The sequence below is a fragment of the Rhizobium sp. P2_G9 genome, from assembly GCF_056403475.1.
Map to the genome: position 1 here is coordinate 93,459 of NZ_JBFUFK010000018.1, position 20,829 is coordinate 114,287.

Consider the following 20,829-nt stretch of genomic DNA (forward strand, 5'->3'; position numbering starts at 1 on the left):
CCATGCAGGTTCCCATTCTTGCCTGACCGTAACGGCGAGCCACGAAGGACCGGTAAATTCGTGCCCCGGTTGCCCCCTTCATTTGCGGAATTGGTTAGCAATTCACCTTAAAATCGTTGAGAAATTTAGCCACACGTAACACAACATCGGTAAGCCAATGAAAACATTGTATTTTTATTAATGCTTCAACAAGCAAATTATATTTAAGGATATATGAATACTTTGCTCCTAAAAATAGCATGTGACAAAAATCACCCAATTTCTCAGTGCGCGAATTAACCGTTTGTTATCCCAATCACTGGAGTTTTGATGAGGGCTGAAGGGGTTCTGATCCAAATTATTAGCGAGGGATATCATGGCATATCTGGTCCCGCCAAAAGTAAATATTCGTAATGTGAAAGACGTTCACAGCGAACTGTTGACGAATTTCAAAAATAGCGCCGCCGTCGAGATCGACCTCAGCGCCTGCGAAGATGCGGATCTTTCGCTCATCCAGTTGATCGAAGCCGCGCGAAAATCCGGCGCAGCACAATCCAAGGACGTCAGTCTGACGAAACCTGCCACTGATATGGTTTGCGCAATACTCGAGCGAGCAGGATTTCTTCAATCCTTCACGGGCGACGATGCGCGTTTTTGGCTCCACCGAGAGGTTCTGTAAATGTCTGCAAATATTCTGACTGTCGATGATTCCGCCAGCATCCGGCTGACAACGAATGTCGCGCTCTCCAGCGCCGGCTATATGGTCACGGAAGCCGTCAATGGCGCCGAAGGTATTGCCAAGGCGACGTCGGGCAATTTCGACCTGATCGTCACCGACCTGAACATGCCGGTCATGGATGGCCTGACCATGATCCGCGAGCTGCGCAAGATCCCGAGCCAGATGGGCATTCCGATCATCTTCCTGACGACGGAGTCCGATGGCTCGATCAAGCAGCAGGCCAAGGAAGCCGGCGCCACCGGCTGGCTGACCAAGCCCTTCGACCCTGAAAACCTGGTGAAGATCGTCAAAAAGGTGCTCGGCAAATGAGCCATCCTGATCCTATCGACGTCTTCCGCACGGAAGCGGCCGAGCTGCTGGAGGCGATCGAAGCCGGCCTGCTCGACCTGATCGACAACCTCACCGACAAGGAACAGATCGACGCCGTCTTCCGCAGCCTGCACACCCTCAAGGGGTCGGGCGCGATGTTCGGCTTCGAGGCGCTCGCCGGCTTTACGCATCATTGCGAAACCGCCTTCGACCGCGTCCGCAAGGGTGAAGTCCCTGCCACCGTGTCGCTGATCTCGGCGGTCCTTGAAGCCAAGGACCATATGCGCACGCTGGTGGAAACGCCGAACGGCGACCACGAGGCCGTCAGCATCGTCCTGCTCGACAAATTGCAGCGCGCCGTCGAAGCAGCCGCATCCGGTGAGGAGCTCGCCGCGGCGCCTGATGTCGAAGCCGGCCCGAAGCAAACCAGCTTCAAGGTACGGTTCTCCCTGCCGGCAAATGCCATGGCCAACGGCACCAACCCGCTGCCGCTGCTCGACGAACTGCGCGAACTCGGCGAATGCGCGATCACGGCCGAGCGCAACTCCATCCCGGTGCTCGATACCCTCAACCCAGCCGACCTCTACATCGGTTGGACTGTCGAGCTGAAAACATCGAAGTCGCGTTCGGCGATCGAGGATGTCTTCATCTTCGTCATGGATGACATGGAGCTCGACATCACCGAGGTGGCTGAGCCTGACAAGGCCGCTCCGGTTGCCGCGTCGGCACCAATCCAGGCCACGCAACCGACGGCGCCGGCGCCGGTCGCCGCACCTCAGGCGAAAGCTCCGGAAACCAAGGTCGCCGCACCGGCTGCAGCCAACGACGCCAAGGCCAATGATACAAAGGTCGCCGACGCCAAAGCGGGTAAGGGGGCCGAGAACGTTCGCGTTCCCGCCGAACGCCTCGATGAACTGATGGACCGCGTCGGCGAACTCGTCATCGCCCAGTCGCGGCTCTCGCAGCTTGCCGGCGCAAGCGGCGATATCGCGCTGCGCGCCGTCTCCGAGGACATCGAACGCCTCTCCGGCGAGTTGCGCGACACGATGATGGTGTTGCGCATGGTTCCGGTCACCCAGCTCTTCGGCCGCTTCCGCCGCCTCGTCCATGATCTGGCGCACGAAACCAGGAAGCAGATCGAGCTGACCACCGAAGGCGAAACCACCGAAGTCGACAAGAGCGTCATCGAACGGCTCGCCGACCCGCTCGTCCATCTGGTGCGCAATTCCTGCGACCACGGCCTCGAAACGCCGGAAGAACGCGTCGCCGCGGGCAAGCCGCCCATGGGCCGCGTGTCGCTCTCGGCCCGCCAGACCGGCGGCGAGGTGACGATCATGATCCGCGACGATGGCCGCGGCATCAATCGCGAGCGTGTCCGCGCCAAGGCGGAAAGCTCCGGCATCATCGCGCCCAACGCAGTGCTCTCCGATCAGGAACTGCTGCAGCTGATCTTCCAGCCGGGCTTCTCGACGGCACAGAGCGTCACCAATCTCTCCGGCCGCGGTGTCGGCATGGACGTGGTCAAACGCACCATCGATGCGTTGCGCGGCTCGATCAATGTCACTTCCATCCCCGGCAAGGGTTCGGACATCGCGCTCAACATCCCCTTGACGCTCGCCATCATCGACGGCCTGCTCGTCCGCGTCGGGTCGGGCCGCTATGTCATTCCGCTCTCCGCGGTCGAGGAATGCCTGGAACTGTCGCTCGAAGAAGACATGCGCTCGCGCGGCCGCAGCTTCATCTCGCTGCGCGACAGCCTGGTGCCGTTCATCCGGCTGCGCGACCTCTTCCGCACCGGCACCAAGCCGGACCCGTACCAGAAGGTCGTGGTCATCTCCACGGGCTCGGAGCGCGTCGGMCTGGTCGTCGACCAGATCATCGGCGACCACCAGACGGTGATCAAGTCGATGTCGAAACTGCACCATGATATCGCGACCTTCTCCGGTGCCACCATCCTCGGCGATGGCAGTGTCGCGCTCATTCTCGATGTCGCCCATCTGGTGACAGCGGGTCAGCAACAGGAGGCGCAACTGCGCGCGGCCGGATGAGTGAAGCAGCCCTCAAGATCAACAGCAATCTCTGGAGCAATTCCGAGGAAATCGAAGTCCTGACCTTCGACATCGCCGGCGAGACCTTCGCCATCGAGGCGGTGATCGTGCGGGAAATCCTCGATCTGCTGCCGGAAACRCCGGTGCCGGGCGCGCGGCCYTTCGTCGGCAGCGTGCTCAATTTCCGCGGCCGGGTGATCCCGCTCGCCGATATCCGCCTCGCCTTCGGCATGGAGGCGACCAAGAYCACCMATGACAGCCGCATCATCGTCATCGAGCTCGAACTCGACGGTGAGCCGGTGCTGATCGGGGTGCGCACCGACAAGGTCAACGAGGTCACCACGCTGGCCAAGAACGCAAGCGAACCGCCGCCCAGCGTCGGCATGCGCTGGCGGGCTGATTACATCGACTGCCTCGTCAAGCGCGGCAACGACTTCATCATCGTACCGAACATGAATGCGATTTTTGCTTACCGAAACGAACTTTAGGGACTGCTCTCGCCGACCGCAAATTTTTAAGGGGACAAGATATGCGTATGACCATCAAATTGAAGCTGGCGCTCGCCTACGGCGTTCTGATCGTGCTGATGCTCGGCACGGCCGGCTATGGCATCATGAGCCTCAGCGGTCTCAACGATGCGATGAGCAACGTGCTCAGCGGCCCCGCCGACCGGCTGCGTCTGGCAATGACCATCAATACCGCGGAACTTCAGCAGATCCGCCAGCAGAAGAACCTGCTTCTCGCCGCCGACAAGGACGCGATGCAGAAGGCGATCGACTTGAGCGATCAGAATCGCAAGGTTTTCGCCGACGCGCTCTCCGGCGCGGAGGCCAAATCTGACGTCGAAAACCGCGCCAACTGGGCCAAGCTGCGCGCCTTCAACGAGCAGTTCGTGAAATTCGATGACGCGATCCGCGACAAGATGCAGGCCGGCGACCTCGCAGGCGCCACCAAGATCTCGTCGACGGGAGCCCGAGAAATCAGCAATGAGATGGACAAGCTGATCGCCGACCTCGTGGCGCACGAGAAAAGCATTATGGACAATGCCGATGACATTTCCGAGGCGCAATACCAGCAGACCCGGATGATCATGCTCGGCATTTCCGGTGTCGCGCTGCTCATCTCGATCATTGCCGCCTTCTGGATCTCGCTGACCATCAGCCGCGGCCTGAACAAGGCGACCACCGCCGTCCGCGACGTTGCCGAAGGCGATCTCAGCAAGCTCGCCGAAATTGCCGGCAAGGACGAGATCGGCGAACTGCTCGGCCATGTCAACGTCATGATCGAGCGCCTGCGTGGTGTGGTCGGCGATGCGATCTCGGCCTCGCACAACGTCTCTTCCGGCAGCCAGGAATTGTCGGCTTCCTCCGAGCAGGTGTCCCAGGGCGCCACCGAACAGGCAGCCGCCGCTGAAGAGGCTTCGGCTTCGATGGAGCAGATGGCCGCCAACATCAAGCAGAATGCCGACAACGCCGCCCAGACGGAAAAGATCGCCCGTCAGTCCGCCAAGGACGCGGAAACGTCCGGCGAAGCTGTCAACCGCGCCGTGCATGCAATGCGCACCATTGCCGAAAAAATCTCGATCGTTCAGGAAATCGCCCGCCAGACCGATCTTCTGGCGCTCAACGCCGCCGTCGAAGCCGCCCGTGCCGGCGAGCATGGCAAGGGTTTTGCGGTCGTGGCGTCGGAAGTGCGCAAGCTCGCCGAACGCAGCCAGTCAGCTGCGGCGGAAATCAGCGCCATGTCGGGCGACACCGTCCAGGCGGCCCAGGAAGCCGGCGAGATGCTCTCACGCCTGGTGCCGGATATCCGCAAGACGGCGGAGCTGGTTTCGGAAATCACCGCCGCCTGCCGCGAGCAGGATATCGGCGCCAGCCAGATCAACGAAGCGATCCAGCAGCTCGACAAGGTGACGCAGCAGAATGCCAGCGCGTCCGAGGAAATGGCCGCGACCTCCGAAGAACTCGCCGCCCAGTCGGAAGAGCTGCAGACGTCGATCGCCTATTTCCACGTCGACAGCGCCAACCAGCAGCCGGCAAAGGCAATCGCGCGCAAGCCGTTGGCCGCCAAGCCGGCACAACGCACACCGGTGGCGCACCTGGCTTCGCACACCGCATCTCCGCGCCATCAGCAGGAGAATTCCGTCGCGCGCCAGCAGGCCCGGGTCAAGGGTTTTGCGCTCGACCTCAACCATGGCGGCCCGGATTCGGCGGATGCCGATTTCAGGGAAAGCGCCTGATTCAGGAACTCGGCGGGTGCGCAGATGACCCTGCCGAGTAAAATTCTCCGACGCATGTAAGCGTCGGCGCGGTGCGTAACATATTCGACCGTAGGGACGTGAATTAGTCGCCTCCGCTTACTGACGCAGCAACCAACGAGCCGATCGCTTCACCGCGAAATGCTTTGTCACGCCTAAATTCTGTCTATCGAGGGGACATGCGGATGCGCTTTACAATCAAACTTAAACTCGGGCTCGCTTTCGGCCTGATGACGCTCATGCTGATCGGCATCGCTGTCTATGGCGTCATGAGTCTGAGCACGCTCAACCAGGCCAGCGGCGACATGATCGACGGTCCTGTGCAGCGAATGCAGCTCGCTCTGTTGACCAATGTTCACGAGGTGGATGCAATCCGCGCTCAGAAGAACGCCCTCCTCGCCAATACGCCTGACGACGTCGCGTCGGCCTTCAAGGAATCCTTCGCCAATATCGATCTGATGGCCTCGACGGCACAACAGGGTCTCGCCATTGCCAGTCCTCAAGGCAAGCCATTCTGGGAGAAGATGATCAGCCTGGGAACAGCCTTCCGCGAACGCTCGCTCGATCTGCAAAATCTGCTCAAGGCCGGCAAGAACAACGAAGCAGAAGCCTTGTCGATGGGCGAGCTTCGCAAGATGACGGTGGAGATGGGGCAGTCGGTCAAGGCCCTGCTGGATATCCAAAAGGAAAAACTCGACGAAGCCGACAAGGCGAATAACGATCTCTACAGCAATACCAGGCTTGTCATGCTGTCGATTGCAGCCGCAGCATTCCTGCTTGCGCTGGGTTCTGCGGTCTGGATCACGCTTGGCATAAACCGCGGTCTGACGAAGATCGCCTCGATCGTCGGCGCCGTGGCGATTGGCGATCTCAACCAGAAGGTCGAGATCAAGACCAATGACGAAGTCAAGGATCTGGTCGACACCGTCAACCTCATGACCGCCAATCTGCGCACGACCGCCGGCCTCGCCGACAAGATTGCCGAAGGCGATCTGACCGTCGACGCCAAGCCGTTGTCCGACAAGGACGTGCTGGGCATTTCCATGCAGAGCATGGTCGCCAATCTGCGCAACACGGCCAGCATCGCCGACAAGATCGCCAACGGCGACCTCATGGTATCGCCAAAGCCGCTCTCCGACCGCGATGTGCTCGGCCTGTCGCTGGAAAGCATGGTCGAACGCCTGCGCGGCGTCGTTTCCGATGCGCTGTCGGCCTCCTACAATGTCTCCTCGGGCAGCCAGGAACTCTCCGCCTCCTCCGAGCAGGTCTCGCAGGGCGCCACCGAACAGGCAGCCGCCGCTGAAGAGGCTTCGGCCTCGATGGAGCAGATGGCCGCCAACATCAAGCAGAATGCCGACAACGCTGCCCAGACGGAAAAGATCGCCCGCCAGTCGGCCAAGGATGCTGAAGTCTCTGGCGAGGCCGTCAATCGCGCCGTCGCCGCCATGCGCACGATCGCGGAGAAGATTTCCATCGTCCAGGAAATCGCCCGCCAGACCGATCTGCTCGCACTGAATGCTGCCGTCGAAGCCGCCCGCGCCGGCGAGCATGGCAAAGGCTTCGCCGTCGTCGCCTCGGAAGTGCGCAAGCTTGCCGAACGCAGCCAGTCGGCCGCGGCGGAAATCAGCGCCATGTCGGGTGACACTGTGAAGGCTGCCCAGGAAGCCGGCGAAATGCTCTCCCGCCTGGTCCCCGACATCCGCAAGACGGCGGAACTGGTCTCGGAAATCACCGCCGCCTGCCGCGAGCAGGACATCGGCGCTGCCCAGATCAACGAAGCGATCCAGCAGCTCGACAAGGTAACGCAGCAGAACTCCTCGGCCTCCGAAGAGATGGCGGCCACCTCCGAAGAGCTCGCCGCGCAGTCGGAAGAACTGCAGACCTCGATCGCTTTCTTCAAGGTCGATGCGAACGAGGCAGCCCGGCAAGTCGCCAAGCCGGCAGCAAAACCCCAGAAGCGGCAGGCCGCGATGTCGAGGGCACCTGCGCCGGCAGCCAGGCCGAACTCCGTCGCTCATCAGCAGACGCGTGTGAAGGGCTTTGCGCTTGACCTCAACCACGGCGGACCGGATGCCGGCGACAGTGAATTCCGGGAAACTGCATGACATCATCTGGCGAGGGCAAGCGATTGCCCTCGCCGTCAACCCAAAACGACGGCCTGATCAATCCGACGCCGCCGCACAGCTTGCAGGGCCAAGACAATGCGTATGACGATAAAATTAAAGCTAGGAATTGCTTTCTCAACATTGATCGTGCTGCTCGCCGGCAGCTCCACCTACGGCATCCTGAGCCTCACCGACCTCAATCACGACGTCGACAATCTGCTCGGCGGTCCGGTCGCCCGCCTCGACACGGCACAACAGATCCAGATCACCCAGCTGGACTATGCCAGCCAGCAGAAGACGATGATGCTGGACGATGACGCCAGGGAAATCGCACAGGCCAAGGACATAGCCGACCAGAAGCGCGCCCGGCTGGCGACGCTGATCGACAAGGCCGAAGCCCTGTCGACGGAAGAGGACAAGGAGCACTGGCAGCAGGTCTCGGCAGCGATCACGGCGTTCAACAGTGCCGACGACCGGCTGCGCGACATGCTGGCCGCCAACGACCAGAAAGGCGCGATGAACCTCGAAAAGACCGAGGTGCGCACGGCGCTCGCCAATCTCGACACTACCCTTCAGACGATCCTGAACAACGAGCATCGCCAGATGCAGGCGGCCAACGACGCCAATGACATTGCCTATGGCACCATGCGCAACCTGATGATCGCCGTCGCGATCGGTGCGGCCCTGATCGGCATCGGCGCTGCCTTCTGGATCGCGACCGGCATCGGCCGGGGTCTCGGCAAGATCAAGACCGTCGCCGACGGCGTGGCGATCGGCGATCTCAACCAGAAGATCGAAATTACCACCAATGACGAGATCAAGGATGTGATCGACACGGTCAACATCATGACCGCCAACCTGCGCAACACCGCGTATATGGCCGACCAGATCGCCCAGGGCGATCTCAGCGTCATGCCGAAGCCGCTGTCGGACAAGGATACGCTCGGTCTGTCGCTCGAAGGCATGGTCAGCAACCTGCGCAAGACGGCCGGCATCGCCGACAAGATCGCCACCGGCGACCTGACGATCACGCCGAAACCACTCTCCGACCGCGATACACTGGGTCTGTCGCTTGAGGCCATGGTCCTCAACCTCCGCTCGACGGCAGCGATCGCCGACAAGATCTCCGCCGGCGACCTGACGATCACGCCCAAGCCGCTCTCCGACAAGGACACTTTGGGTCTGTCGCTTGAAAGCATGGTCGAGCGGCTGCGCGGCGTCGTCGCCGACGCCATGTCGGCCTCCTACAACGTCTCGTCGGGCAGCCAGGAGCTCTCCGCCTCCTCCGAACAGGTGTCGCAGGGCGCCACCGAACAGGCGGCAGCGGCAGAAGAGGCCTCGGCCTCGATGGAACAGATGGCCGCCAACATCAAGCAGAACGCCGACAACGCTGCCCAGACCGAAAAGATCGCCCGCCAGTCGGCCAGGGATGCGGAAACCTCCGGCCAGGCCGTCAACCGCGCCGTCGCCGCCATGCGGACCATCGCCGAGAAGATCTCGATCGTCCAGGAAATCGCCCGCCAGACCGACCTGCTGGCACTGAATGCCGCCGTCGAAGCCGCCCGCGCCGGTGAGCATGGCAAGGGTTTTGCCGTCGTCGCTTCGGAAGTGCGCAAGCTTGCCGAGCGCAGCCAGTCGGCTGCGGCGGAAATCAGCGCCATGTCCTCGGACACGGTGCAAGCCGCGCAGGAAGCCGGCGACATGCTCTCTCGCCTGGTGCCGGACATTCGCAAGACGGCCGAACTGGTGGCCGAGATCACCGCCGCTTGCCGTGAGCAGGATATTGGCGCGGGCCAGATCAACGAAGCGATCCAGCAACTCGACAAGGTCACCCAGCAGAATGCCAGCGCGTCCGAGGAAATGGCCGCGACCTCGGAGGAGCTCGCAGCCCAGTCCGAGGAGCTGCAGACCTCGATCGCCTTCTTCAAGGTCGAAAACTCGGCCCCCGGCCGGCAAGCCCCGCAACACWCCTACGGCAAGCAACAGCAGTCACGCCCCCAGGCGGCCAAGGCTCATATGGCACAGCCCGCACAACCGGCGAGAAGAGAAAACTCCGTCGCCCATCAGCAGGCGCGCCTGAAGGGCTTCGCACTCGATCTCAGCCAGGGTGGGCCTGACGCCGGCGATAGCGAATTCAGGGAAAGCGCATGACGCAACAAACGAGGATGGGCGGCTAGCCGCCGACCTTCAGCAACCAACCGCGCTTCGGCGCGATCACGAACAGCGGCGGCCACGGGCCGTTTGGACTAAGGGGCATAGCGACAATGCGCTTCACAATTAAACTGAAACTCGGCCTGGTATTCGGCTTCATCGTGCTTCTCACTTGCGCGATGGCAGCCCTGTCGATCTTCAATCTCTCTTCGCTGAACACCGATATTTCGCTGATGGTCGCCGGTCCGGTCGCCAACCTGCGCGATTCAGGCGACTTGTCGGATGCAGTCATGCGCTCGATCCGCGCCGAGAAGGACTCCATCCTCAACCTCGATGCCACGAAGATCGGCAGCTATATCGGTGAGGTGTCGCAGCAGCGTGATACGATCAAGACGCTTGAAGCCAAGCTCGCTGCCTCCGACGATCCGGATATCCGCCATGCGATGCAGGATTTCTCCGGTCTTTACGCGAAGTGGGTCACGCTTCAGGATCAAATCACGGGACTCGCCAAGCAGAACACGACCGAATCCAACGCCAAGGCAGCCGCCATCTCGATGGGCGAAGGCCAGCAGATCACGGTCCAGTTGCTGCAGGTCCTCGACAAGCTCAACAACACTGTTGTCGGCAACGTCTCCGAAACGGACTCGGCCACAAATGATCAATATGCCCAATCGCGCAACATGCTGGTCGGCATGACCATCGGCCTGATCGTCATCTCGTCCGCGGCGGCGGTCTGGATCCTGCTCGCCATCTCGCGTGGCCTGAAGCGAGCCGTCAACCTGGCGGACGCCGTCGCCATCGGCGACCTGGATCAGAAAATCGAGCAGAAGAGCAATGACGAGATCAAGGACCTCGTCAACTCGATGCAACGCATGACGGCGAACCTGCGCAACACCGCCAATATCGCCGACAGAATCTCCAATGGCGACCTGACGATCAGTCCGAAGCCGCTTTCCGAAAAGGACACGCTTGGCCAATCGCTCGAAAGCATGGTCGAGCGTCTGCGCGGCGTGGTCGCCGATGCCTTGTCGGCCTCCTATAACGTCTCTTCGGGCAGCCAGGAATTGTCGGCCTCCTCCGAGCAGGTGTCCCAAGGCGCCACCGAACAGGCAGCAGCCGCTGAAGAAGCCTCGGCTTCGATGGAGCAGATGGCCGCCAACATCAAGCAGAATGCCGACAACGCCGCCCAGACGGAGAAGATCGCCCGTCAATCCGCCAAGGACGCGGAAACCTCCGGCGAAGCCGTCAATCGCGCCGTCGTCGCCATGCGCACGATCGCGGAGAAGATCTCCATCGTTCAGGAAATCGCCCGCCAGACCGATCTGCTCGCACTGAATGCTGCCGTCGAGGCTGCCCGCGCCGGCGAGCACGGCAAAGGTTTTGCGGTTGTCGCCTCGGAAGTGCGCAAGCTTGCCGAACGCAGCCAGTCGGCCGCGGCGGAAATCAGCGCCATGTCGGGCGACACGGTCCAGGCTGCCCAGGAAGCCGGCGAGATGCTGTCCCGCCTGGTCCCCGACATCCGAAAGACGGCTGAACTGGTCTCGGAAATCACCGCCGCCTGCCGCGAGCAGGATATCGGCGCCAGCCAGATCAACGAAGCGATCCAGCAGCTCGACAAGGTCACGCAGCAGAACTCCTCGGCTTCGGAGGAGATGGCATCGACATCGGAGGAGCTCGCAGCCCAGTCAGAAGAGCTGCAGACCTCGATCGCCTTCTTCAAGGTCGACACGAATGCATCCGTCCGGTCGGCGCAGAAGCCTGTCGCGTCGCGGCCTGTGGCGAAGCCGTCAGTTCACCGGCCGGTCGCGCATGCCGCGGCACCGAAGCAGAACTCCGTCGCCCATCAGCAGGCCCGCGTGAAGGGTTTTGCTCTCGACCTCAACCATGGCGGACCGGATGCCGGCGACGCCGATTTCAGGGAAAGTGCATGATCATGGCATCCTCTTCCAGCGAAGCACAGTTCGTCACGTTCAGCCTCGGCGAGGAAGTCTTCGCCGTCCCCGTCGAGGTCGTGCGCGAAATCCTCGACTATGAGGAAGCGTTCAAGATCCCGAACGGCCCCGACTATCTGCTCGGGCTGCGCAATGTGCGGGGGCAAGGCGTGCCGACGATCGATCTGAGACTGAAGCTTGGTCTCAGCAAGACCGTGCCGACGCCGCATACGCGCGTGCTGGTGCTCGACATCCCGCTGGAAGACCGCCTGCTGACTCTGGGCCTGGTCGCCGATCGCGTCTTCGAAGTGACGCCGTTCCGCAAGGAACAGATCGAACAGGCGCCGGATATCGGCGTGCGCTGGCGCTCGGACTATATATCCGGTGTGGTGCGTCGGGAGACCGGCTTCGTCGTCATCATCGACCTCGCCCGGCTGCTCTCCTCCAGCGACACCGCTTCGCTGGCGCCGAAGGAAGCCGCCGCCTGATCCCTGAGAATGACGTGGAGTTCTGCGTATGTCATCTGTCGCCAACCGCGCGCTGCAGCCAGTCAATGACGGCCTGAGCAAGCGCAATTTCGATCGACTTGCCGCTTTCATCTACGACTATTCCGGCATCAAGATGCCGCCGACCAAGCTGACCATGCTCGAGGGCCGCCTGCGCCGACGGCTGAGAGCCACCAACCAGCCGAGCCTCGATGCCTATTGCGACTTCCTGTTCAAGCAGGGCGGGCTCGAACAGGAAACCGTCTACCTGATCGACGCGGTCACCACCAACAAGACCGATTTCTTCCGCGAGCCGAACCACTTTAACTTTATGACCCGGCAGGTGCTGCCCGAGCTGCAGCGGCAGGGGGTGCGCACTGTGCGCGCCTGGAGTTCGGCCTGCTCAACCGGCGCCGAGCCCTATACGATGGCGATGGTGCTGTCGGAGTTCGTCGGCGACCGTACCGACATCAACTATACCATCCTTGCGACCGATCTCAGCACCGAGGTGCTGCAGGCCGCCCGGCGGGGCATCTATGCGAGCGAAATGGCCGATCCGGTTCCACCCGAACTGCGCCAGCGCTATGTCATGCGGGCACTGGCCAAGGACCGGCGCGAAGTGCGCATCGTGCCGCGGCTGCGCTCCAAGGTGGCATTCGCGCGGCTGAACCTGATGGATGACAAATACGGCATCGGCGATCCCGTCCACATCATCTTCTGCCGCAATGTAATGATCTATTTCGACAAAGATACACAGGCAGGTGTCTTGCGCCGCCTCTGCGACTGCCTTACCCCCGGTGGCTATCTCTTCATCGGCCATTCCGAATCCGTCGGCGGGTTCGATCTGCCGCTGAAGACTGTCGCCAACACTGTATTCCAACGGATTTGAGGGCAGATGCCGACCAAGAAGACCCGCGTGCTGATCGTCGATGACTCCGCCAGCGTCCGCCAGACACTTTCCCAGGTGCTGCAGCAGGACCCTGAAATCGAAGTGATCGGCACGGCATCCGACCCCTTCATCGCCGCCAAGCGCATTCGTGACGAGATCCCGGACGTCATAACGCTCGACGTCGAAATGCCGAACATGGACGGCATCACCTTCCTTCGCAAGCTGATGAGCCAGCACCCGATCCCGGTGGTCATGTGCTCATCACTGACCGAAGAGGGCTCGCAGACGCTGCTGCAGGCACTTGAAGCCGGCGCGGTCGACATCATCCTCAAGCCGAAGATAGGCGCTGCCGACCACCTTTCGGAGATCGGCGACAATATCCGCCACGTCGTCAAAGCCGCCGCCAAGGCGCAGCTCGGCAATCTGCGCCGCAACCGCGACAGGGCAATTGCCCATCCGCTCAATCCGGAGCAAAAGCTGACCGCCGACGCCGTGTTGCCGCCCCCCAGCGGCAGGGCCATGGCCAAGACCACGGAAATGATCGTCGCCGTCGGCGCCTCGACAGGCGGCACGGAAGCGTTGAGGGAAATGCTCGAAAAGCTGCCGGCCAATGCGCCCGGCATGGTGATCGTCCAGCACATGCCGGAGAAATTCACCGCCGCCTTCGCCAGCCGCCTCAACACGCTCTGCGAGGTCGAGGTCAAGGAAGCCGCCGATGGCGATGCCGTGCTCCGCGGTCATGTGCTAATCGCCCCCGGCGGGCTGCACACGCTCATCGAACGCCGCGGCGCCCGCTACCACGTCTCCGTCCGCGAGGGACCGCTGGTGTCGCGCCATCGGCCATCCGTCGACGTGCTCTTCCGCTCCGCCGCCCGCGCCGCGGGCTCCAATGCCATGGGCGTGATCATGACCGGCATGGGCGACGACGGCGCTCGTGGCATGGAAGAAATGCACAGCGCCGGCGCGTTTACGGTAGCCCAGGACGAGGCAACCTCGGTGGTGTTCGGCATGCCGAAAGAGGCAATCGCCAGAGGCGGCGTCGACCGGATCACGCCGCTGGACCATATTGCCCGCGAAATCATGGCGGCGCAGGCAAGGTTTTGATCAGCAGGCCGGGCGCATAAGCCTGTCAGCGCCCGGCATGATTCCAGCATGATTAAAGTCACGCGGCGGCTGCAGCCAGCTTCGCCTTCGGCCGCGCCAGGAACAGCACCGACAACGCCGCGACGACACACATCCCACCAGCCACCTGCAAAGCTGGCATATAGGAGGCGTAATCCGTCCGCACAGTGCCGGCGCCGAAGGCGGCGGTCGCGGCACCCAATTGATGGCCGGCAAAAACCCAGCCGAAGATGACATTGGCCTTGTCGCGGCCGAACTTCTCCGCCGTCAGCTTGACTGTCGGCGGCACTGTTGCCACCCAGTCGAGCCCGTAGAAGACCGCAAACACCGTCAACTGCGCAACGGCAAAACCGGACATCGACAGATAGATCAGCGACAGCCCGCGCAGGCCGTAGAACCAGAACAGCAGGTAGCGGTTGTCATAACGATCCGACAGCCAGCCGGCGAACAATGTGCCGCCGAAGTCGAAGATGCCGACCATGGCAAGCAGGCTCGCGGCATGCACCGAGTCGATGTTGAAATCACCGCAGATCGAAATCCAGTGGGTCTGGATCAGCCCGTTGGTGCTCAGCCCGCAGATATAGAAGGTTCCGAACAGAACCCAGAAGGTCGGCGATCCCGAAACGCTATGGAGCGCTTTGAGCGGCACCAGCAGCAATTGCCCAAAGGTCTTGTCGCGCGCCGGCGGTGCCACGATCGCCCGCTCGCCGAACGGCCCCAGGCCGACATCGGCCGGATAATCACGGATCAGCGCCAGCACCAGAAGCATGGCAACGATGAGCGCGGCCACCACCACGGTCAGCGCCATGCGCCAGCCGATCGTTTGGGTCAATGCGGCGATCATCGGCAGGAAGACGAGCTGGCCGGTGGCGTTCGACACGGTCATCATCGCCACCACCAGGCCGCGCCGGTGCGAAAACCAGCGCGTCGCCACGGTGGCGCCGAGCACCAGCGCCGTCATGCCGGTGCCGACCCCGAGAATAATCCCCCAGAACAGCACGAGCTGCCAATACTCAGTCATGAAGAACGAGCCGACAATGCCGACGGCGATGAGGCTGAGCGCCGCCGTGACCACCGCGCGGATACCGAACTGGTTCATGAAGGCCGCTGCGAACGGGCCGAGCAGACCGAACAGTATCAGACGGACCGAGAACACGGCCGAAATGCTCTCATTGCTCCAGCCGAATTCCTTCTGCAGTGGCTGGAGCAGCACGCCGGCCGAGCCCATGGCGCCGGCCGTCGCCAGCATGGTGAGGAAGGTCACGGTCGCCACCACCCAGCCGTAGTGCAGGTTCCTGGTGCCCATCCACACCGACAATCTCTGAGACAGCATGTCCATTCCCTTCCAAATTACAGGTATATACCCTCTTCTGCCAAAAGTCAGAGGACTGCAAGCAGCTGCTTGAGGTCATTCGTCTTGTCTTCGCCCAGCCGCTCGTCGAGCTTGACCTGGACGTCTTCCCAAACCGGTGTCGCGCTTTCGAGCAGCGCCCTGCCCTTCCCGGAGAGTGTCAACAACGCCTCACGCTGGTCTTCGCCCGACGTCGTCTCCACCAGCCCCATCCGTTCCAGCACCTTGGTGTTGCGCCCGACCGTGGAGCGATCGAGTTCCATGATCCCGGCAAGGTCGGTCAGCGAGATCGGCTCATTGCGCCGGATGTTGCGGATATGGCTGAACTGGCCGATATTGATGCCGAACGGGGCAAGCGCCTCGTCATAGAGCGCCGAGAGCCGCCGCGATGCCTTTCTGAGAAGGATGCAGTAACAGGATGAGCTCGTCATTTAGCGGGTATATACCCGCAGATTTCCGAAGGTCAAGCGGAACTTATAGCGACCCGCGAAAATTACCCGACAGAATCGGTTGACGCCGCCAGGGTCTCGCGATACAGACAGAACATAAAGGGAACAAAGAGGTGAAATCATGCTTCATCAGGGAAGCTGCCACTGTGGTCGGATCGCGTTCGAAGTCGAGGCCGATTTCACCCAGGCAGTGGATTGCAACTGCTCGCTCTGCCGGAGACGCGGCAGCCTGCTGGCCTTCGCACCGCGCGACCGGCTGAAATTGAAGACGCCTGTCGAGGCGCTTTCCACTTATAAATTCAACAGGCATGTCATCGACCATCACTTCTGCTCGACCTGTGGCATAGCGCCTTTTGCCGAGGCGGATATGAAAGAAGGCGCCAAGGGTGCGATGATCAATCTGCGCTGCCTGCCCGATTTCGACCTGTCGAGCATCGAGATCGTCAAATATGACGGCGCCAGCCATTAGGCGTGTCGCCTCCAAGCAGCATCACGACCAGAGATCGCTGCCGTCGATATGATCACCGGCATATTTGATGTGCTTGATCACATCGGTCAGGTCGAAGCTATCGGCCGAACTGTCGATCAGCGACTCGATGCGATGGTTCTTGCTCGAAAAGAAATCGACGATGCGGGTTTCACCCTGGTAGCCGTCGACCTCGATGACCAGATCGTTGAGGTCATGGGTAAAGACCAGATCATCCTTCGAGACATAGTGGAATTGCAGCTTGTCGGTGCCGCTTGCATCTGAAATTTCGATCTGCGAGTCGGAATTGTTGATCTGGTACTGATCGTTGCCGCTCTTGTCGACCATGGTCACGTGCACGCCGGCGCGATCGTTTATGCCGACGGCATAGATGTCGTCGCCGGTGCCGCCGTTCATGCTGTCATTGCTGACCAAGGACTGAAGGCTGTCATTGCCCGTGCCGCCGATCAGCGTGTTCTTGCCGGCGCCGCCCATCAGGTAGTCGTTTCCGTCACCGCCGTCGAGATAGTCCTTGCCATTGCCGCCGAACAGGAAATCGTCGCCGACTCCGCTAAAAATCCTGTCGTCGCCGCCGTCGCCGCTGAGATACTGGCTGCCTATCGCACCCTTGAGAACATCGTCGCCGGTGCCGCCATAGGCCTCGTCGGACTGGTGGAGGCCGTCGACCGGCTGCGTGCCGTCATTGCCGCAATTGATCCGGTCGTTGCCGCCGCCGCCATAGAGATGGTCGAGCCCCGAGCCACCATCGATCATGTCGTCGCCATTACCGCCATTGATGGTGTCGTTGCCGGTAAGCCCATAGAGCCGGTCCTTGTCGGACGTGCCGTCGAGTTCCTCGGATGCGTCTGTGCCTCGTCTCGTCGTCATGGCGAAATCCCAAAGGTGAGTCGGCCGCGAATTGCGTGCCGACGGCCGCAAATGCCGAAAGAATCATCCCGAACCATCCGGCGTGTCAGAAAAATTCTGTGAGCCGCGGCTGTGCACACGTCAACTTCTCTTCGGGAATCAAAGCGTTAACGATTGTGGCGAAGCAAGTTTTAGGCAAGCTTTGCCCGCCCTGCCCTTGTCAAATGAATAAAGTCAACTAAATATGCGTCACAGCTGAAGACGGTACGTGGCCCGTAGGATTCAGGCTTTTTACGCTTTTTTGGGCTGAAATGCTTGACGCGACACAAAATAGCGGGAATCACCATTTCAGGCAAAAATCGTGAATTTAAATCTCAGGAAGAGCGGGATTGGAACCTATGGGTCGCAGGCTGCGGCAAGTGCCGGTTTCTGTTGAAGAAACAGCCAGCGTCGTAACGGGTCCTTTAACCCTCTTCCTGTTACTTCGTTTGGGCTGATTCGCAAGGCTTGTGCGCCCGAAGGCTGCGAACCAATCCGGCACAGCGAAGTTTTTGTAAAAGATCGGCGTCAGAGAGAGTCGTAAAATATGGCAACCAAGGTCAAAGAGAACGAAGAAGCGGAATCTGAACGCGAAAGCGCGCCGGATGGTCCTCTTCTCGACCTTTCCGACGACGCAGTCAAGAAGATGATCAAGGCCGCCAAGAAGCGCGGTTACGTGACCATGGACGAGCTCAACGCCGTGTTGCCGTCCGAAGAGGTGACCTCCGAGCAGATCGAGGACACGATGGCGATGCTGTCCGACATGGGCATCAACGTCGTCGAGGACGAGGAGCTCGAGGAGCAGGCCCAGGACAGCGCCAGCGAGAGCGATAGCAGCGACGAGGAGAGCGAGAGCGAAGGCGGCGAGCTCGCCACCACCACCGGGACGGCGCTGGCAACCGCCAAGAAACGCGAACCCACCGACCGCACCGACGACCCCGTGCGCATGTATCTGCGCGAGATGGGCTCGGTCGAGCTCCTGTCGCGCGAAGGCGAAATCGCCATCGCCAAGCGCATCGAAGCCGGCCGCGAGACGATGATCCAGGGCCTCTGCGAGAGCCCGCTGACCTTCCAGGCGCTGATCATCTGGCGTGATGAACTCAACGAAGGCAACACCCTTCTGCGCGAGATCATCGACCTTGAAACCACCTATTCCGGTCCCGAGGCCAAGGCGGCACCGCAATTCCAGAGCCCGGAAAAGATCGAGGCCGACCGCAAGGCCGCCGAGGAAAAGGAAAAGAGCCGCAAGGCCCGCATGCCGCAGCTCGGCGGCGACGACGACGACATCACCAATGTCGGCGGCGACAACATCGTCTTTGAGGAAGAAGAAGAAGACGAGGACGAATCCAACCTGTCGCTGGCGGCCATGGAAGCCGAACTGCGTCCGCAGGTGACGGAAACCCTCGACCAGATCGCCGAGACCTACAAGAAGCTCCGCAAGCTGCAGGACCAGCAGGTGGAGGCCCGCCTCGCCGCCTCCGCGACGCTGTCGCCCGCCCAGGAGCGCCGCTATAAGGAGCTCAAGGACGAGCTGATCACTGCGGTCAAATCGCTGTCGCTCAACCAGAACCGCATCGACAGCCTCGTCGAGCAGCTCTACGAGATCAACAAGCGCCTGGTGCAGAACGAAGGCAAGCTGCTCCGTCTCGCCGAAAGCTTCGGCGTCGCCCGCGACGAATTCCTCAACCAGTATATGGGCGCCGAGCTCGACCCCAACTGGATGAAGTCGATCGGCAACCTCTCGGCCCGCGGCTGGAAGGATTTTTCCAGGAGCGAGAACCAGACGATCAAGGACCTGCGCCAGGAAATCCAGAATCTGGCCAGCGAAACCGGTATTTCGATCACGGAATTCCGCCGCATCGTGCAGATGGTGCAGAAAGGCGAGCGCGAGGCGCGCATCGCCAAGAAGGAAATGGTCGAGGCCAATCTCCGCCTCGTCATCTCCATCGCCAAGAAATACACCAACCGTGGCCTGCAGTTCCTCGACCTGATCCAGGAAGGCAATATCGGCCTGATGAAGGCGGTCGACAAATTCGAATACCGCCGCGGCTACAAGTTCTCGACCTATGCGACATGGTGGATCCGCCAGGCGATCACCCGCTCGATCGCCGACCAGGCGCGCACCATCCGCATCCCGGTGCACATGATCGAGACGATCAACAAGATCGTCCGCACCTCGCGCCAGATGCTGCACGAGATCGGCCGCGAGCCGACGCCGGAGGAGCTGGCCGAAAAGCTCGCAATGCCGCTCGAAAAGGTGCGAAAAGTCCTGAAGATCGCCAAGGAGCCGATCTCGCTCGAAACCCCCGTGGGCGACGAAGAAGATAGCCATCTCGGGGATTTCATCGAGGATAAGAACGCACTGCTGCCGATCGACGCGGCGATCCAGGCCAACCTGCGCGAAACCACGACCCGGGTGCTCGCCTCGCTCACCCCGCGCGAGGAACGCGTGCTGCGCATGCGCTTCGGCATCGGCATGAACACCGACCACACGCTGGAAGAAGTCGGCCAGCAGTTCTCGGTCACCCGCGAACGCATCCGCCAGATCGAAGCCAAGGCGCTCCGCAAGCTCAAGCATCCGAGCCGCTCCAGGAAGCTTCGCAGCTTCCTCGATAGCTAAGCGATCTGCACTTCCGGTTTTCGAAAGCGGCCCTTCGGGGCCGCTTTTGTTTTATCGATTTGCAGTCGATTTCCCGCAAGCGTATCCTGTCTAAGGCTGCGGCATGGGGACGGCGTCGATGAGGCGGCGCCGAACGGGAGAGTTGCGATGTCTGCTGCTTATATCCTGCTGATCAACTGGACCGACCACGGCATCAAGAATGTGCGGGACTCCCCGTCACGCCTGGATGGCGCCAAGAAAATGCTCGAATCCATGGGCGGCTCGTTCAAGGAATTCTATCTGACCATGGGCGAATATGACATGGTCGCCGTCTGCGAGGCGCCGGATGACGCCGTGTTCGCACGCTTCGTCATGACGCTGGCGATGGGCGGCTCCGTCAGGACCAAGACATTAAAGGCCTTCCGCGAAACCGCCTATCGCGAGTTGCTCGCCACGCTCTGACGCCGCGTGGCCAACCGAGCCGCTTTCAGCACCGCCTCCGACAGATCGAAGGGGGTGGATGAAGCAGACATTGCCGATTGATGTCAGCGTCCACCCAGGACATCGGCCCCGCGGATCATCATCTCCAGCCCCCTCTCGAAAAAGCCCTCCGCGCCCATGGTCCGATAGTGCCGGATCGCCGCCCCCGTCAGCGGAAATCCTTCCGCGGCCCGATCCAGCGCCTCCTGCTCCGGCGGCGGCTCGGATTGTTCCTCGATGACGCAGCCGACCGTGTAGCGCCCAACGGCCACCAGCAGTTCCATCGCCTGCTCCACACGCATGCCGGCGCCGGCCAGCACGGCGATATGCCGCTCGATATCGGCAAGCTCCTTCGGATCGGCCTCGGTGCCGGCATGCACGCGCCCGCCGTCGCGAAAAGCCAGCAGCGCCCTGCGGAAACTACGCGCATCCTCAGTGACGAATTGCCGCCAGTTTGCCGGATCGACCGGCCAGGTGTGCGGATGCCCGCGTCGCAGGATTTCCTTGTTCATCGCCTCGATCAGCGCCCGCTTGCTACGAAAATGCCAGTAGAGCGCCGGCTR

At 61.4% G+C, this 20,829-nt stretch carries 17 protein-coding genes and 2 pseudogenes; 15 read left to right on the forward strand and 4 right to left on the reverse strand.

Features of this window, described 5'->3' with window-relative positions; translation table 11 throughout:
• Positions 1 to 355: 355 nt before the first annotated feature.
• The 12 genes and pseudogenes from AC1DYF_RS17065 to AC1DYF_RS17120 all read left to right on the forward strand — a co-directional run bounded on the left by AC1DYF_RS17065 (position 356) and on the right by AC1DYF_RS17120 (position 13,997).
• Positions 356 to 658 carry an STAS domain-containing protein gene (locus AC1DYF_RS17065; protein ID WP_477877934.1) on the forward strand — a complete coding sequence of 101 codons (303 nt, stop codon included), beginning with the start codon at positions 356 to 358 and terminating at the stop codon, positions 656 to 658.
• On the forward strand, positions 659 to 1,027 hold the full coding sequence (locus AC1DYF_RS17070; protein WP_477877935.1) for a response regulator: 369 nt from the start codon (positions 659 to 661) through the stop codon (positions 1,025 to 1,027).
• Positions 1,024 to 3,075, forward strand: a complete 2,052-nt coding sequence (locus AC1DYF_RS17075; protein ID WP_477877936.1) for a chemotaxis protein CheA — start codon at positions 1,024 to 1,026, stop codon at positions 3,073 to 3,075. Before AC1DYF_RS17070 ends, AC1DYF_RS17075 begins: the two co-directional genes overlap by 4 nt.
• Entirely contained in the window at positions 3,072 to 3,563 is a 492-nt protein-coding gene (locus AC1DYF_RS17080; RefSeq protein WP_477877937.1) for a chemotaxis protein CheW, read from the forward strand. Before AC1DYF_RS17075 ends, AC1DYF_RS17080 begins: the two co-directional genes overlap by 4 nt.
• Positions 3,564 to 3,604: 41 nt before the next feature.
• The gene (locus AC1DYF_RS17085; protein ID WP_477877938.1) at positions 3,605 to 5,314 is read left to right on the forward strand and encodes a methyl-accepting chemotaxis protein; all 1,710 of its coding nucleotides are present in this window, start codon (positions 3,605 to 3,607) and stop codon (positions 5,312 to 5,314) included.
• Positions 5,315 to 5,517: 203 nt separating this feature from the next.
• A complete protein-coding gene (locus AC1DYF_RS17090; RefSeq protein ID WP_477877939.1) occupies positions 5,518 to 7,437 on the forward strand; it encodes a methyl-accepting chemotaxis protein in 1,920 nt (639 codons plus the stop codon).
• Between the two features lie 102 nt (positions 7,438 to 7,539).
• A pseudogene (locus AC1DYF_RS17095) lies at positions 7,540 to 8,241 on the forward strand (MCP four helix bundle domain-containing protein); the annotation flags it as partial.
• Between the two features lie 276 nt (positions 8,242 to 8,517).
• A pseudogene (locus tag AC1DYF_RS17100) lies at positions 8,518 to 9,588 on the forward strand (methyl-accepting chemotaxis protein); the annotation flags it as partial.
• 113 nt (positions 9,589 to 9,701) lie between these two features.
• Complete coding sequence (locus tag AC1DYF_RS17105) at positions 9,702 to 11,519, forward strand: methyl-accepting chemotaxis protein (protein ID WP_477877940.1); 1,818 nt, start codon at positions 9,702 to 9,704, stop codon at positions 11,517 to 11,519.
• Entirely contained in the window at positions 11,516 to 12,007 is a 492-nt protein-coding gene (locus AC1DYF_RS17110; protein ID WP_477877941.1) for a chemotaxis protein CheW, read from the forward strand. Before AC1DYF_RS17105 ends, AC1DYF_RS17110 begins: the two co-directional genes overlap by 4 nt.
• 28 nt (positions 12,008 to 12,035) lie before the next feature.
• On the forward strand, positions 12,036 to 12,893 hold the full coding sequence (locus AC1DYF_RS17115) for a CheR family methyltransferase (RefSeq protein ID WP_477877942.1): 858 nt from the start codon (positions 12,036 to 12,038) through the stop codon (positions 12,891 to 12,893).
• Between the two features lie 6 nt (positions 12,894 to 12,899).
• Positions 12,900 to 13,997 (forward strand): protein-glutamate methylesterase/protein-glutamine glutaminase, encoded by a 1,098-nt coding sequence (locus AC1DYF_RS17120; protein ID WP_477877943.1) that lies wholly within the window; start codon positions 12,900 to 12,902, stop codon positions 13,995 to 13,997.
• 58 nt (positions 13,998 to 14,055) lie between these two features.
• On the opposite strand, the gene AC1DYF_RS17125 is transcribed toward AC1DYF_RS17120, so the two are convergent.
• On the reverse strand, positions 14,056 to 15,348 hold the full coding sequence (locus tag AC1DYF_RS17125; protein ID WP_477877944.1) for an MFS transporter: 1,293 nt from the start codon (positions 15,346 to 15,348) through the stop codon (positions 14,056 to 14,058).
• A 47-nt stretch (positions 15,349 to 15,395) separates the two neighbouring features.
• Positions 15,396 to 15,797: a MarR family winged helix-turn-helix transcriptional regulator gene (locus AC1DYF_RS17130; RefSeq protein WP_477877945.1), complete on the reverse strand. Its 402-nt coding sequence runs from the start codon at positions 15,795 to 15,797 to the stop codon at positions 15,396 to 15,398.
• A 139-nt stretch (positions 15,798 to 15,936) separates the two neighbouring features.
• Here AC1DYF_RS17130 and AC1DYF_RS17135 point away from each other — a divergent pair, with 139 nt between their 5' ends.
• Positions 15,937 to 16,284 carry a GFA family protein gene (locus AC1DYF_RS17135; protein WP_477877946.1) on the forward strand — a complete coding sequence of 116 codons (348 nt, stop codon included), beginning with the start codon at positions 15,937 to 15,939 and terminating at the stop codon, positions 16,282 to 16,284.
• A gap of 21 nt (positions 16,285 to 16,305) precedes the next feature.
• On the opposite strand, the gene AC1DYF_RS17140 is transcribed toward AC1DYF_RS17135, so the two are convergent.
• A complete protein-coding gene (locus tag AC1DYF_RS17140; protein ID WP_477877947.1) occupies positions 16,306 to 17,169 on the reverse strand; it encodes a calcium-binding protein in 864 nt (287 codons plus the stop codon).
• A gap of 565 nt (positions 17,170 to 17,734) precedes the next feature.
• Here AC1DYF_RS17140 and rpoD point away from each other — a divergent pair.
• Complete coding sequence (rpoD, locus tag AC1DYF_RS17145) at positions 17,735 to 19,807, forward strand: RNA polymerase sigma factor RpoD (RefSeq protein ID WP_477877948.1); 2,073 nt, start codon at positions 17,735 to 17,737, stop codon at positions 19,805 to 19,807.
• Positions 19,808 to 19,954: 147 nt separating this feature from the next.
• Complete coding sequence (locus AC1DYF_RS17150) at positions 19,955 to 20,248, forward strand: GYD domain-containing protein (RefSeq protein WP_477877949.1); 294 nt, start codon at positions 19,955 to 19,957, stop codon at positions 20,246 to 20,248.
• 83 nt (positions 20,249 to 20,331) lie between these two features.
• Here the strand turns inward: AC1DYF_RS17150 and AC1DYF_RS17155 are convergent.
• Positions 20,332 to 20,829: TetR/AcrR family transcriptional regulator C-terminal domain-containing protein (locus tag AC1DYF_RS17155; RefSeq protein ID WP_477877950.1), on the reverse strand; the 498-nt coding region annotated here is incomplete at its 5' end.